This is a genomic window from Flavobacterium sp. BFFFF1 (genome assembly GCF_002256285.1).
Taxonomy (GTDB): domain Bacteria; phylum Bacteroidota; class Bacteroidia; order Flavobacteriales; family Flavobacteriaceae; genus Flavobacterium.
In genome coordinates, this window is record NZ_NKJE01000002.1 from 196,121 (window position 1) to 211,114 (window position 14,994).

11 protein-coding genes are annotated in these 14,994 nt (G+C 42.4%); 7 read left to right on the forward strand and 4 right to left on the reverse strand.

Annotation, left to right across the window (positions count from 1 at the left end):
• Positions 1 to 53 precede the first annotated feature (53 nt).
• From CFE23_RS01965 to CFE23_RS01990, 6 genes are all read left to right on the forward strand, one after another.
• Positions 54 to 3,242: a TonB-dependent receptor gene (locus tag CFE23_RS01965; RefSeq protein WP_291083236.1), complete on the forward strand. Its 3,189-nt coding sequence runs from the start codon at positions 54 to 56 to the stop codon at positions 3,240 to 3,242.
• Between the two features lie 14 nt (positions 3,243 to 3,256).
• Positions 3,257 to 4,837 carry a RagB/SusD family nutrient uptake outer membrane protein gene (locus tag CFE23_RS01970; protein WP_291083239.1) on the forward strand — a complete coding sequence of 527 codons (1,581 nt, stop codon included), beginning with the start codon at positions 3,257 to 3,259 and terminating at the stop codon, positions 4,835 to 4,837.
• 17 nt (positions 4,838 to 4,854) lie between these two features.
• Positions 4,855 to 5,904 (forward strand): IPT/TIG domain-containing protein, encoded by a 1,050-nt coding sequence (locus CFE23_RS01975; RefSeq protein ID WP_291083241.1) that lies wholly within the window; start codon positions 4,855 to 4,857, stop codon positions 5,902 to 5,904.
• Positions 5,905 to 6,089: 185 nt separating this feature from the next.
• Positions 6,090 to 7,079: an L-glyceraldehyde 3-phosphate reductase gene (gene mgrA / locus CFE23_RS01980; RefSeq protein WP_291083244.1), complete on the forward strand. Its 990-nt coding sequence runs from the start codon at positions 6,090 to 6,092 to the stop codon at positions 7,077 to 7,079.
• Between the two features lie 11 nt (positions 7,080 to 7,090).
• The gene (locus tag CFE23_RS01985) at positions 7,091 to 8,314 is read left to right on the forward strand and encodes a glycoside hydrolase family 27 protein (protein ID WP_291083247.1); all 1,224 of its coding nucleotides are present in this window, start codon (positions 7,091 to 7,093) and stop codon (positions 8,312 to 8,314) included.
• The gene (locus CFE23_RS01990) at positions 8,311 to 9,267 is read left to right on the forward strand and encodes a glycoside hydrolase family 5 protein (RefSeq protein ID WP_291083250.1); all 957 of its coding nucleotides are present in this window, start codon (positions 8,311 to 8,313) and stop codon (positions 9,265 to 9,267) included. Before CFE23_RS01985 ends, CFE23_RS01990 begins: the two co-directional genes overlap by 4 nt.
• Here the strand turns inward: CFE23_RS01990 and CFE23_RS01995 are convergent.
• A complete protein-coding gene (locus CFE23_RS01995) occupies positions 9,264 to 9,947 on the reverse strand; it encodes a response regulator transcription factor (RefSeq protein WP_291083253.1) in 684 nt (227 codons plus the stop codon). The genes CFE23_RS01990 and CFE23_RS01995 overlap by 4 nt on opposite strands.
• A complete protein-coding gene (locus CFE23_RS02000) occupies positions 9,947 to 11,206 on the reverse strand; it encodes a HAMP domain-containing sensor histidine kinase (RefSeq protein WP_291083256.1) in 1,260 nt (419 codons plus the stop codon). Before CFE23_RS02000 ends, CFE23_RS01995 begins: the two co-directional genes overlap by 1 nt.
• A 217-nt stretch (positions 11,207 to 11,423) precedes the next feature.
• On the opposite strand from CFE23_RS02000, the gene CFE23_RS02005 reads away from it, so the two are divergent.
• On the forward strand, positions 11,424 to 11,834 hold the full coding sequence (locus CFE23_RS02005; RefSeq protein WP_291083259.1) for a DUF1573 domain-containing protein: 411 nt from the start codon (positions 11,424 to 11,426) through the stop codon (positions 11,832 to 11,834).
• Positions 11,835 to 11,909: 75 nt separating this feature from the next.
• Here the strand turns inward: CFE23_RS02005 and rimO are convergent, their stop codons facing one another.
• Together rimO and CFE23_RS02015 are read right to left on the reverse strand one after the other, a co-directional pair.
• A complete protein-coding gene (rimO, locus tag CFE23_RS02010; RefSeq protein ID WP_291083261.1) occupies positions 11,910 to 13,235 on the reverse strand; it encodes a 30S ribosomal protein S12 methylthiotransferase RimO in 1,326 nt (441 codons plus the stop codon).
• 237 nt (positions 13,236 to 13,472) lie between these two features.
• Positions 13,473 to 14,948, reverse strand: a complete 1,476-nt coding sequence (locus CFE23_RS02015; protein WP_291083264.1) for an outer membrane protein transport protein — start codon at positions 14,946 to 14,948, stop codon at positions 13,473 to 13,475.
• Between the last annotated feature and the right edge of the window lie 46 nt (positions 14,949 to 14,994).

The following is a 14,994-nucleotide window of genomic DNA, read 5'->3' on the forward strand; positions in this document are numbered from 1 at the left end:
GCTGATTTCACGCCATCAACAATTGAAAAACTTAATTTAACCAAACATCAATTATGAAAAAACTTATGTTTAATTTTTCAAACTGGGGTTCTTGCCACAAGGCGGTGCCCTTGATTTTTCTATTACTGCTTTCGGTAAGTTCTGGATTTGCGCAGACTAAAGTGCGCGGGGTCGTATCTGATCCCAGTGGTACGACGCTTCCGGGTGTTTCTGTTACCGTTCAAGGAACAAATGAAGGCACAACAACAGACCTGGAAGGAAAATATGAAATTAACGTTGCGGAGAATGGTGAACTTTTGTTCAGTTTTCTAGGGTTTGCACAACAAACCGTCAAGGTTAACGGTAAATCAACCATTAATGTTACGTTATCAGACAGTACCAAAGACCTCGATGAGGTGGTTGTAATTGGGTACGGGAGTCAGAAGAAACGGGACGTTAATTCCTCTATCTCAACAATTAGGGCTAAAGATCTAGAAAACCTAAAGCAAACCAATATAGACCAGATGCTTCAGGGAAAAGCTTCGGGGGTTTCCGTTTCTAACAATTCAGGGCAGCCAGGGAGCGCAGCTTCGATTAGGGTGCGCGGAACAACTTCGATTTCAGGGACCAATGAACCCCTATACATTATAGATGGTGTTCCTATTTCGGGGGATGCGACCGGTAGATCAACAAGCGGAAGGCCAATTTCAGGCAACGATTTTTCATCGAATGGCGGTGCGGGAAATAATGCGGTAAGCCCGCTCTCGACCATTAATCCAAATGATGTTGAATCTATCGATATACTTAAAGATGCTTCGGCTACAGCAATTTACGGTTCACGTGGCGCAAATGGTGTAATTATTATTACAACGAAATCGGGTAAGAAAGGAACAGGAAAAATAAGCTATGAAGGGTATACTTCGGCGCAATCAATCTACAAATCTTTGGACGTTTTGAACTTAAGGCAGTTTGCAGAGCATCAAAATAAACTTGCGGCACTTTATGGAACGGAACCCCGTCCTGAGTTCGCACATCCTGAATTACTTGGTAACGGTACTGATTGGCAGGACGCAATTTATCGAACTGCTGTGACCACCAGCCATCAACTTTCATTTTCAGGAGCTAAAGATGGGACAAATTACTATCTTTCAGGGGGCTTTTTAGATCAGGAAGGTATAGTGTTGGGTTCTGGTTTAAAGCGGTATACAATGCGTTTAAATCTCGATACAAAAGTAAAGGACTGGGTTCGGATTGGTGCAAATATCAACACAGGTATTACAAACGAAAATCTGACAATCAACCAAAGTTTTGGGGGTATTATTAGTAACACATTACTTCAGGCCCCTGATATTCCAATCAGGAATGTTGATGGAACATACGCCGCACCTCCGCCAAATTCGCCTTATGCAACCTACTTTAATCCGGTTGCTGAAGCGTTAACTAAAGACAACAACCTTATTCGAAAAAACTTTTTAGGAAGTGTTTACGGAGAGTTTAACCTGTATAAAGGGCTTAAATATCGTGTGGAGTTTAGTGCCAATACTGAGTTTTCCGAGCATACCGAGTTTGCGCCGTCTTATGACAGGGGGTCGCAGAGAAATCTAACAGCAGATTTAACGGAGCGTCGCCAAAACTGGTACTCTACCAATTTTAAAAACCTGTTGACTTATGATTTTGCAGTGCAAAAACACAAGTTTACAGCTCTTGCAGGACAGGAAGCAAATGATACCCATTGGGAAGGTGTTATTGCGACTGCCAGCGGATTCCAAACCAATGATATTTACAACTTAAGCTTGTCAGATCCAGAAAATAGAATTGTAAACGGGTATAAAGGCAGTGGGGCAATTTCGTCGCTTTTTGGCCGTGTTATTTACGATTTTGACAATAAGTACAGCTTGTCAGGCTCTGTGCGGAGCGATGTTTCTTCAAAGTTTGACCCAACAACATCCAATCAAAGAGGAACTTTTAGTGGAGTTGCAGCGTCGTGGAAATTATCGAACGAGTCATTTATGGAATCGACGCGAAGCTTTGTTGATAACATTAAAATTAGGATTGGTTACGGTGAGACCGGAAACCAGCAAATTGAAAATAACAGATACACAGCACTTTTGAATCAACAAAACTCTGGCTTAGGTCCAGGGTTTTTACCAGGTAATTTTCCCAACCCTAATTTAACGTGGGAATCTTTAAATCAAACAGATATCGGTTTAGACTTTACGGCATTGAATTCTAAATTATCGGTTAGTTTTGATTGGTACAACAAAAAGTCCACTGGTTTCCTATTCGTAGTGCCTTTACCACTTTATCTTACAGGAGGTGGAAGTCAATATGGCGGAATTTCTGCACCAACTTCGAATCTTGGAGAAATGCAAAATCAGGGCGTTGATTTAACAGTGAATTTCGATTCGAAAAGCACAGGTGATTTCTCATGGAATAGTACTTTGGTATTCTCTCATTACAAAAATGAATTAACTGCGATTCAGGATGGTCTACCATTATTACAAGCTGTCAATACGAATGGTTATCAGCCGGTAGACATTACAAACACGGTTGTAGGAATGCCGATTGGGATGTTTTACGGGTATGTATCACAAGGTATTTTTAATGACCAGGCCGCACTCGATGCTGCACCACTTCAGTTTGGACAAACTGTAGGGCCTGATCCCGGACAAACGGCCTTAGGAGACATTCGGTATAAGGATGTGAATGGTGATGGTGTCGTCGATACTTCGGATAGGACTTTTATTGGTAACCCACATCCTGATTTTACTTTTGGATTTACCAATAATTTCAGATACAAATCATTTGATCTGTCAGTATTCTTGCAGGGTTCCGTCGGGAATGATGTAATGAATCTTACAAAAAGGGCAGGAACCGCTAATGCGATCCTTTCGCAGAACCAATTAGTAGAAGCTGCGGATTTCTGGACTGTTGACAATACGGATACCAACATTCCGAGGCCTGTAAACAGCGAAAGCAATACAAATGCATTTATCTCAGATCGCTTCGTTGAAGATGGTTCTTACATGCGGATTCAGAATGTTACTTTAGGGTACACTTTGCCAAAAGAACTGTTAACAAAGCTAAAAATGTCACGGGTTAGGCTTTATGGAAGTGTGCAAAACCTATATACCTTAACTAAATATAGTGGTTATGATCCCGAAATTGGCTCATTTAATCAAAATGTACTTCTCACCGGAATTGATAACGGAAGATATCCATCGCCAAGAACATATTCTGTTGGTGTTAACGTAGAATTCTAAAAATAAAAATGAAAATGAAAACACTTTTTAATACTTATAAATTACTCGCATTTGCCGTTGTTATTTTAGCGTTCGGATCATGTGATGATGATTTCACGAATCGTCCGCCGGAAGACCAAATCAGCTTAGATGCTTACTACAGTTCAAATGATCAGGTAGCTTCCGCGACAAACGGAATGTATAGCAGGACTTGGTTCCAATTTGAAAATAAATTTTTCTGGGCGGTAACGGAGGTTGGTTCAGGGAATATGTATACCGGTTCATCCGACGTAAACGCAATGCGTAATTTCTCTCTTAATGGGAGCGACCCTGAGCTTGTAAACGGCTGGAGCTCACTGTGGGCTAACGTTGCGCAGTCTAATGCAATCATTAATTTTCTGGCAAACAGAGTCGGTCCCGCTGTGGACGACGATGTCCTACAGAATACAATTGGTGAGGCATATTTCATGAGGGCAACTGCTTATTTTTATCTTGTAAGACTGTGGGGGGCTGTTCCGATAATTGAAAATAACCTCGATTTCACTACAAATCCGGTAATTCCTACAAATCGGGTAGAAGACATTTATCAGCTTATCGAGATGGATTATCAAAAAGCCATAGAAAAGTTGTTTGAGAAAAACCGAGGCTCCAATTACGCAGCGAACGGTCACGTTTCTAAGGGATCTGCTAAATCGATGCTGGCTAAAGTGTATCTCTACGAGAAAAAATACGCAGAAGCGCGCGCAATGGCTGAAGATGTGATCAACAGCGGAGAATTTAAGTTGCTTGGGGGGCCTCAATTGCCTTCTAAATCGTTTGGAGATTTGTTTACATACGCCAATAATAATAACGAAGAATCCATTTTCGCATTACAATGGAAGGGCGACGGAAACTACGGATCAGCTAATAATTGCAATACTCAATTTGGGATAAGTACAGCAACTGTATCAACCTCCAACGCATCTTATGGAGGCGTCTTTGCGCCATCACAGGATATCATGGCCGCATACGAAACAGGAGATTTGAGAAGAAAGGAAACCATTATGTTTCCGGGAGCTACTTACCCAAACATTAAAGTAGTGCCTGGTGGTGGTACACTGACAGTTCCTGCTGCCGATCAAATTGGAGGACAGGGCGCGGGCGCGGCAATTAAAAAGTATTGCATTGGAATCGTGAATGGAACCGTCACAGGACCTGCAGACAATTGGGCAATGATGGATAATAATACCTACATCATGCGTTACGCAGACTTGCTTCTTATTCATGCTGAAGCCGTTCTTGCGGGCGGAGCCAGTACTTCGGATGCCTCAGCGCTGGCATCATTTAATGCAGTAAGGAATAGGGCAGGGTTGTCAAGCTTGGCTTCAATTACTTTTAATGATATTTTCAAAGAAAGAAGACTTGAGCTATGTTTTGAAGGCGATTATTGGTTTGACCTTGGAAGGATTCCAAGAGCACAGGCAACGGCAATTATGGCAGCCCAAAACAGAGGGAACAAAGATTTTGAAGAGCATTATACTCCTGAAGAAGGCGATTTCCTTATTCCTTATCCGGATAATGAAGTGGCTAAAAATCCACTTTTGATTGAAGCTCCGGTACCCTACGTATTCGATTAATTAAAAAATATAATGATATGAAAAATTTCAAAAATTTCGGGATTAGTGCCTTTTGTGCGTTGCTGATCTCTTTTTTCTCCGCATCTTGCAGCAGTGATGACAATGGATCCGGTAAATCACCAATTATTGATAGCGTGAGTGCTTCGGTAGATATCGAAGGGAATCCTGTTGAACTCGTACCTACAACTATTGGTTATGCAGACAATGTGTATGTAATCCAGGGCTCAGGCTTCACTTCTTTACAGAAGATTTATTTCAATGAAACCGATACGTATTTCAATCCGGCACTAGTCACTGACTCCGCTATATTTGTAACAATTGACAGAAATACGCCCTACGCCAACACAACCAATGAATTAAAAGTGGTCACCGCAAACGGTACGGCTGTATTCAACTTTACAGTTGCGCCACCGGCTCCCCAGGTAGATAGTTATAATTCCATAAATGCCCAAGCCGGCGATGTAATAACAATCTATGGATCATTTTTCCTTAATCCTACGGTAACTATTGGTGATACTCCAGCAACAATACAGTCTTCAACTGAAACAGAAATTCAGGCAGTAGTTCCCGCAGGGTCAAACCGTAAATTGGTTACAGTAACGACAATATCTGGATCTGATACGGCTTCACAGCCTATAGGAACGGCTATTTATGATGATACTTACGCATCATTTGTAGAAAACTGGCTCGGACCATGGGATGGTAGTGGCTTCACGGTAGATACTGAAAATAAGATACAGGGTGCCAGCTCTATCAAGGCTACTTTTACGGGGTACACAGGATTCAAGATTCCGATGTACAACAGTCCTGCATCTACCGCAGGGTATAGCGGTATCAGGGTGTCTTTTAGAAGCACCAAGGAAAGCGGCAAATTTAAAGTCGTGCTGAATGGAAATTACGGTGCGGGAAAAGAGATATCGTTTACGAGTCAATGGACATCATTTGTGATTCCTTTCTCTGATTTGGGAGGAGCACCTGATACAATCAACGAAATTGTACTGCAGGAGTTTGCAAATGGAGGGGGAGATGTTCTCTACATTGATGACGTAGGTTTCGTTTTGCAATAGCCAGACCACTGAGTACAAATACAATATTTTGTTTTTAGATTTTATATGTAGAATTTGAGTTAGTTAATTAATTCCCCGATTGATTCGTCGGGGAATTATTTTTCATAGCCCATGCAAAAACTGGCAGGTAATTTACGGCCCTTAATAGTTGTTCCTATACTTTCACATTTCAGAGATAACTTTTTATGGAATACAATCCTTTGGCTTCACGTTATGATACGATGTCCTACCGCCGTTGCGGCCGCAGCGGTCTAAAACTTCCGATGCTTTCTCTCGGTTTGTGGCATAATTTTGGGTTTGTGAATGATTTCATGAATAGCCAAAGTATTATTCGGACAGCGTTTGACTGTGGAATCACACATTTTGATTTGGCAAACAACTATGGCCCGCCGCCGGGATCCGCAGAAATCGTATTTGGACAAATTCTGAAAAAAGATTTTGTCAATCATCGGGATGAAATGGTCATTTCTACGAAAGCAGGTTATCAGATGTGGGACGGCCCTTACGGTGATTGGGGGTCGAAAAAATACCTAGTTTCAAGTCTGGATCAGAGCCTCAAGCGCATGCAATTGGAGTATGTCGATATTTTTTACCACCACCGTCCTGATCCTGAGACCCCGTTAGAAGAAACCATGGCTGCGTTGGATTTAATCGTCAAACAGGGAAAAGCATTGTATGTCGGTATCTCAAATTATAAGCCCGAGGAAGCCAAAAAGGCAATCGATATATTGGAAGCGTTGGGTACACCTTGCCTCATCCACCAACCCAAATATTCCATGTTTGAGCGTTGGGTAGAAAACGGCTTGTTGGATTTACTGGGAAAAGAAGGCGTGGGATGTATCCCATTTTCACCTTTGGCCCAGGGGTTACTCACCGATAAATATCTGAACGGTATTCCATCAGATTCGCGCGTGGTAACCAGTGGGGTTTTTCTGAATGAAAGCCACATTACCCCGGAGCGTGTCGACAAAATAAAACGGTTGAATCAGGTTGCTATGGATCGAGGCCAGAAATTGGTTCAGATGGCTATTGCGTGGTTGCTGAAAGACGAAAGGGTCACTTCCGTTTTAATTGGCGCCAGCAGGCCAGCGCAAATTTTAGATGCGCTGCCCGCTTTGGAGAATATCCTTTTCAGTAGTACTGAATTGGAAGAAATTGAAAATATCTTATCTTAAAAGGCTTTAAAATGATTAAAAAAATTGCCCTTTTTTCCCTTTACGCAGGGATGGCATTTGGACAAGGCAACACACACAACCTGAAAGCCGGGAAGTTTGACGGTTTGGCCATGACACCGCCGATGGGGTGGAATTCATGGAATACCTTTGAAACCCATATCGATGAAAATCTGGTGAAGGAAACCGCTGATATTATGGTGAAAACGGGCATGAAGGAAGCGGGCTATACTTATATCGTCCTCGATGATGGCTGGATGACGAAGGAGCGCGATGAAAACGGAAACCTGGTACCGGATCCACAAAAGTTTCCTTCTGGCATGAAGGCGTTGGTCGATTATGTACACAGTAAAGGATTGAAGTTTGGGTTGTACAATTGTGCCGGTATCCAAACCTGTGCCGGGTATCCGGGAACGCGTGGTTATGAATACCAGGATGCACGTTTTTATGCGGCACTGGATATCGATTATCTCAAATATGATTGGTGTAATACACAGGGTATAACCGCAAAAGAAGCCTACACCACCATGAGTAATGCGTTGAAAACAGCCGGAAAGCCGATTGTGTTCAGCCTCTGCGAATGGGGGGACAACCAACCATGGGAATGGGCCAAACCAGTAGGGAATCTATGGCGCATCTCAGGAGATATTTCCCCTTGCTTTGATTGTGAAGACAACCATGGCACCTGGTCTTCGTGGGGTTTTATGAAAATTGTCGAGATGCGCAAAGACATCCGCAAGTATTCAGGGCCGGATCATTGGAACGATTTCGACATGATGGAAGTGGGTGACGGAATGACCAACAACGAAGACCGTTCCCATTTTGCGATGTGGTGCATGCTGGCATCTCCATTGATCGCGGGCAATGATTTTAGGAAAATGTCGCCTGAAACCCTGGCTATATTATCGAATAAAAACATGATCTCGATCAACCAGGATGCTTTAGGGATACAAGGGTTTCGATATAGCGTCATAGACGGTGTTGAGGTTTGGGTGAAACCGCTTTCTGATGGATGGGCCGTGACGTTTTTAAATCGCAATGCATCAACTTCGACAGTCAATTTTGATTGGAAAAAGCACATTTTTAATGATGCCGATTTTGGTTACAGTGTAGACTTCTCGAATAATCAATTTAAAATCAGGGACATGTGGAAAAATAAGGAAGCCGGAAATACATCGAAGGCATTCACTGCGAATCTCGAAAGTCATAATGTAATAACCTTAAAACTTACGAAATGAAAAACATTTTAACCCTATTTATTTTCTTTTTTCTGTGTAAAACCTATGGGCAGTTTGTAAAAGAACACGGCCAGCTTCGTGTAAGCGGCACACAATTGGTAGACCAATCCGGAAAAGCGTTAGTCTTGCGCGGATTGAGTTTTGGATGGCACAGCTATTGGCCTCAATTTTATAATAAAAAGGCGGTCGCATGGTTGAAGAAGGATTTCAGTTGCACGGTCGTACGCGCGGCCATGGGAGTGGAGCAAGGTGATCTGTCTTATATTAAAGATCCTGTTTTCGCCACATCAAAGGTGGAAGCGGTGGTAGATGGGGCAATAAAGTCTGATATTTATGTGATTATTGACTGGCACAGCCACAACATTAATCTTGAAGAAGCGAAGCGTTTTTTCGATAAGATGTCAAAAAAATACGGAAAGTATGCTAATGTAATTTATGAAGTATTCAATGAGCCTGATGAGGAATCGTGGGCCGATGTGAAAGCCTACTCCGAGACCGTAATCAACATCATCAGGAAAAATGATCCGGACAACATCATTCTTGTCGGTTCTCCGCGTTGGGATCAGGATATTCACCTGCCTGCAGCAGATCCAATCAAAAATCAGACGAATCTGATGTATACCATGCATTTCTATGCCGGAACACACGGAAAATGGCTGCGCGACCGCACGGATGAAGCCATTGAAAGCGGACTGCCGGTTTTCATTTCTGAATGTGCCGGGATGGAAGCTACAGGCGATGGCCCACTGAATTTAACTGCTTGGCAGGAATATATTGATTGGATGGAAAGCCGAAAACTGAGCTGGATTACGTGGTCTGTGTCTTCCAAAGAGGAAACCTGCTCCATTCTAAAAGCTTCAGCATCCTCAGAAGGAAATTGGAAAGACAGTGATTTGAAGGAATCAGGCTTAAGGGTCCGCGAATTTTTGAGGAAGTTTAACGGTAAAAATTAATCTTCTTTAAACCGGAAGCCAATGCCGTGCAGGTTTTCAATCGCGATGTCGGGTTCGTTGGCAATTACCTTCCGAAGTCTTGAAATAAACACATCGAGGCTCCGCCCCATAAAATAATCGTCGTCACCCCAAAGTGCCGTCAGAATCTGCTCGCGTTTTAGCACAACGTTTTTGTTGTCCAGAAAATACTTCAGCAATTCTGATTCGCGTTGCGTAAGCGTAATTTTTTCATCTTGTTTAAATACGAGGTAATTCGCCGGGTCAAATTGGTAACTGCCCAATTTATAAAATTGATTTGCCGACGCTGGTTTCTGCGATCGCTTTAGGAAAATCTCAATCTTAAGCAGCAATTCCTCGATACTGAAGGGTTTTACGAGGTAATCATCGGCGCCGATACGAAGCCCTTTGATACGGTCTTCTTTTAACGTCTTGGCAGAAAGGAAGATAATGGGTACATCGGTATTGATTTTCCTGATTTCAGAAGCAAGGTCAAATCCGTCCATTTTAGGCATCATGATGTCGAGGATGCAGATGTCGAAATGGCCATACCGAAAGGTTTCCAGACAGAAAGCGCCATCCGCACAATGTGTAACGTCGTATCCGTTTTGTTCGAGGTTGTCCTTGGTAAGGAACGCAAGCGTATCGTCATCCTCGGCATATAATATCCTGAAATTACCCATCAGTTTTTTGGTATTAAAATCGTCATCGTTAATCCGCCTTTATGGTTGGCCGCAGGCGCTATCTTCCAGCCATGAAGCACGCATATTTTTTTCACATAATAGAGTCCGAGACCAAATCCATTCACTTCGTTGCTTAAGGCATGTTGCGCGCGGTAAAACTTATCAAAAATAAATGAAATATTTTTTGCTGAAACACCAATACCATTATCAATAAATGCCAATTTAAGTTGGTTTTTTTCTTCCGAGAGATGAATGTTAATATCAGGCCTTCGCTCGCAATACTTCACAGAATTGTCAATCAGGTTGTAAATGATATTTGTGAAATGGAATACATCGGCATCAATAAAATAACTTCCATGTGGCGCTTCTATACTGATGTCGCTTTCCGGATATTTGAGTAAAATACTTTCGATGACATCTTCGATGATCGCAACAACATCCGTTTTTTCTTTCTTTAATACCAACGCCGTCTTGTCTGATTTGGCAATATTCAGTACTTTCTCAATATGGGCGTTGAGTTTGTTGCTTTGCGAAATGATGATCTGGGTGTATTTTTCGAGCTTTTCATCGTTGGTAATCTGAGGCTGTTTGCTTAGGTAGTTCGACGCAATCAATATCGACGACAAGGGTGTTTTGAATTCGTGTGTCATATTGTTGATGAAATCGCGCTGCAGTTCAGAGTACTTTTTTTGCTGTAAAATGGTGAAAATCGAATACACATAAATCAATAAAATCACCACCAATGCGAATGAAAGCACAAACCAGAATTTTAGCGAACTGAATAGGTAAGTGGTTTCATTCGGGAAGCGTATCGCAAAGTAATAGACCAGGTTTTTATGCTTCGGGAAATGCACAGTATGCTTTGATTTCGTCTTGTCGGAAAGCGACACGTAATTGCCGTAGACCATTTCGTCGCTTTGGCAGTTGTAAATGGCATATTCAAAATCCGTGACGATATTCACCTTTGCAAATTCCGACTTTAGGTAAAATTCCAGGATTTTGGGTTCAAAATCATTGTTGGTGTTAACGACGTAATAGTCGTTGGATACTTTTTGCACAGGATTCTCGGAAGGCAATTCATTATTTGTGCCTTCATAAAGCCGCTTGGCTACCTCCAGCAGTGCGACATGGGACTTCTGGCTGAATTTTCGCTCCTCAATGGTATAAGCCTGCCGTGTCCACAGCAACTGCGCAATCAGGATGCCGACGATGGCAACGAGTCCTACGAGTATGATTAAGTTGAGTTTATTGACTTTCATAATTTGTGTTCCAATACTATAACTATTTAAGCAGTAAAAGAAATTCTGGGTCAAAAATAACAACTATGCCCGGGCAAATGGATAAAATAGGCACTGCTTAACAACTCATTAACAAACATTTGAAACTGCTTAACAACTGTGTAATAAATACTGTAATACTTTTGGATGGTACAAAAAACGTTCAGTTAATCATTTATTAATCAAAAACCTTCACATTATGAAAAACACTATTTTATTATTCGTTACCGCGATCATCTGCGTACTTGGATTGTCATCATTTACAACAACCCCGAAACACGGTTTAGCAACCTTTGGAGTGACCGGCGGCACAGTCGTCTGGAAAACAGAATCGATTGATGTCGGAGAGATTCCGCAGGGAACGCCAAAAACTTTTGAATTTGAATTCAAGAATACAGGCTCTACGCCAATTGTGATCACCAGTGCACATGCTTCCTGCGGCTGTACGGTAGCTGATTATCCAAAGGATTCCATCGCGCCGGGAAAATCAGCCACTATCAAAGCCACTTACAATGCCGCCAACAAAGGGGCGTTCACGAAAACAGTCACTGTGACAACCACAGAAAACGATACACCCAAAGTCCTTACGATTAAAGGGACTGTGATTTAGGGTATTTACAAGTGCTAATGAAAAAACTCCGGGTTGTGATAAGCCCGGAGTTTTGTTTTTATACCAATGCCTGTTTTAATTATCGGCAGAAACGGGCTCACCATAAAGGTCAAATTCCGTGGCCTCCGTAATTTTGATCATCGCAAAGTCGCCCGTCTTCAGGTAGTTTTTTCTCGCATCAATAAGCACTTCATTGTCTACATCCGGGCTGTCAAACTCTGTCCTTCCCACAAAATGGGTACCTTCCTTGCGGTCAATAATGCATCTAAATACTTTTCCGACTTTCTCCTGGTTTAAATCCCACGAAATCTGGGATTGTAATTCCATAATTTCATTCGCACGTTCCTGTTTCACTTCGGCAGGCACGTCATCTTCGAGAAGATAAGCGTGCGTATTTTCTTCATGCGAATACGCGAAACATCCCAAACGGTCAAACTTCATTTCCTGGACGAAATCTTTAAGCTTTTCAAAATCTTCCCGCGTTTCTCCCGGATATCCGACAATCAGTGTAGTCCTGATCGCCATCCCGGGAACAGCCTCGCGGAAATCTTTCAGTAATTTTGTAGTTTTCTCCTGAGTAGTACCACGACGCATTGATTTCAATACCGAATCCGAAATGTGTTGCAACGGAATATCAATATAATTACAGATTTTTGGCTCGCGTTTCATAATCTCCAATACGTCCATCGGGAATCCTGTTGGAAATGCATAGTGCAGGCGGATCCACTCGATCCCTTCAACTTTTACCAACGCCTCAAGCAACTCGCCCAAGTTCCGCTTTTTATATAGATCCAGGCCGTAATAAGTCAGGTCCTGTGCAATCAATATCAATTCCTTCACACCGTCTTTCGCTAAACCTTCAGCTTCTTTAACGAGCTTTTCGATAGGCTGGGAAACGTGCTTGCCGCGCATTAACGGAATCGCACAAAAACTGCACGGGCGGTCACAGCCTTCGGCAATTTTCAGGTAAGCGTAATTTTTTGGTGTAGTCGTAAGCCTTTCCCCTAAAAGTTCATGCTTGTAATCAGCGCCCAAAGCTTTTAAAAGCAAAGGCAATTCAGTAGTGCCAAAATATTGGTCGATATTTGGAATTTCCTTTTCTAAATCCGGACGGTAACGTTCAGAAAGACAGCCGGTCACAAACACTTTATCCACAAGGCCACGGTCTTTTTTGTCAGCATATTCCAGAATCATATTTACGGATTCTGCTTTCGCATTGTCAATAAACCCACAGGTGTTGATCACGATAATGTTGCCTTCACTTTCCGCAGGTGCTTCATGTTCGACCTCTTTGCCGCTGGCACGCAATTGCCCCATCAGCACTTCACTGTCATAAATGTTCTTGGAACAGCCGAGCGTAATGACGTTTATTTTGTTCTTTTTTAAAGACTTAGTCCGCATGTATTCAAAATTTGAGGGTGCAAAAGTACGGTTTTTTTGCTTTAAAGTTTAAGGTTTAAAGTTAAGGTTGTATAGGTGTGTTTTTTAGGAGCTGTTTCGTGCTGTCCGCTGTATCTTTTTATGCCTTGCTTGAGCCGGCAAAAAAAGGATGCCGCTTCTCCCGAAACTTCGGGAAGGGCTAAAAAAAAATCCACTTCAGGTCACGAAGCGGATTTTAAAGGAAATATTGTTATTCGTTTACAATTCAAAAATCACGGTCAGGCTCACATTGTGGTTCCTTTGGTTAATGGTCGCTGAATCCGTTAAACCCTGCGAAAAGGAGGATTGCTGGTAATCCCGTCTGGCTTTAGTATATGAAACGTCAATTTTGGTATCTCCAAAGCTGTAACCGAGTCCCGCAGAATACGCGTTTAGGTCGCTCATCACGGCATCATTCTTGTACGGGCTTTTCTCAAAACGATAACCACCACGGAAACTCCATTTTTTTACTTTGTATTCGCCACCAACGCGCAATTCCCCAGAAGTATCAAACAAATCAGCCATTTGTGCATTGGCCGTTGTGAATTCCGCTTTTGGCTTGAAACGGGTGTTGGAGTAATCTTTCATCGAATAATCCACGCTGATTAGTCCCTTCGTCCCAAAAACATACGCCAAACTTCCGGTATAGCGCGACGGCGTTTGCAGCTTGTATGTTGGATAAATGATTTTGATATCAGGATCGGCATAAAAATCGCCCTGTTCTGCGGTCCTCACAGCCAGCGTTTGTAACAACTCGTCTTTAAGGCTGTACCAGGTCGGGGATTCATAGGCAAGTCCTACGCGGAATTCCTTTGTCAGTTTGGCAATTCCCCCCAATTGAAAAGAAAACCCGGATCCATAGGTTGTTAAATCATTGCTGAATCGCAGTGCCTGCAATCCTGCATTGTTGTTGTGTCCTGGCGCATCCTGGTAGTCTTCGTAAAAACTCGTGTGCCTGTTAAAATCGGTAAAATGAGAATTTAAGTTCAAACCGATATAGTATTTATCCTTGTAAGATACTGCTGCATTAAAGGATAGTTTTCCATTATATCCCGTACTTACAATCGTATTTTCCTGATAAAAATTATTAGCGCCAGTCACGTTTGAAGTGTAGGTGTTTCCGGCTCCGGGATTGATGATGAAGCCCTCATACCCAAGGTAAGCCTGTTGCTCATTGTAGTACAGGTCTTCAAAATTGTTGCCTGTAATCGTTGACAACGGAATTCCATTTGCGTAACTTGTAAAGTAGTTTGCGACAGAATTGCCATTATGTCCCCGGTAAAATACAGAGTTGTCAAATAGATTTGCGTTCTCGTAATTTAAACCCAGTGCGATTTTATTCCATCCGGTTTTTTCGCTTGTATCCTTAAAAATCCAAATGCCACCAACCTGATTTAAATCGAAAGTGTTGTCATTTTCATTGTACTTCTCCCCGAAATAGTTCGAACGGTTGGTCGTATTTACGCTGCTCAACGTCAGCGCTGCCTGGTTATTCGTAAATATTGCTGAACCAGCCGGATTGACATTCAATGATGAAAAATCGCCTCCCAGCGCACCAAAAGCGCCGCCCATAGCACGAAACCGCGCTGTACCGTTAAGATTGTCCTGTGCATAACGGAGACCGTCCGTAGCATCCTGTGCCTGCGTGCTTACTGCCGCCAGGCCTAAAATAAGAATAGATAAATACTTTTTCATGTGATGATTGATTTTTGGTCAAAAAAATACCCATGTCAAACACAGG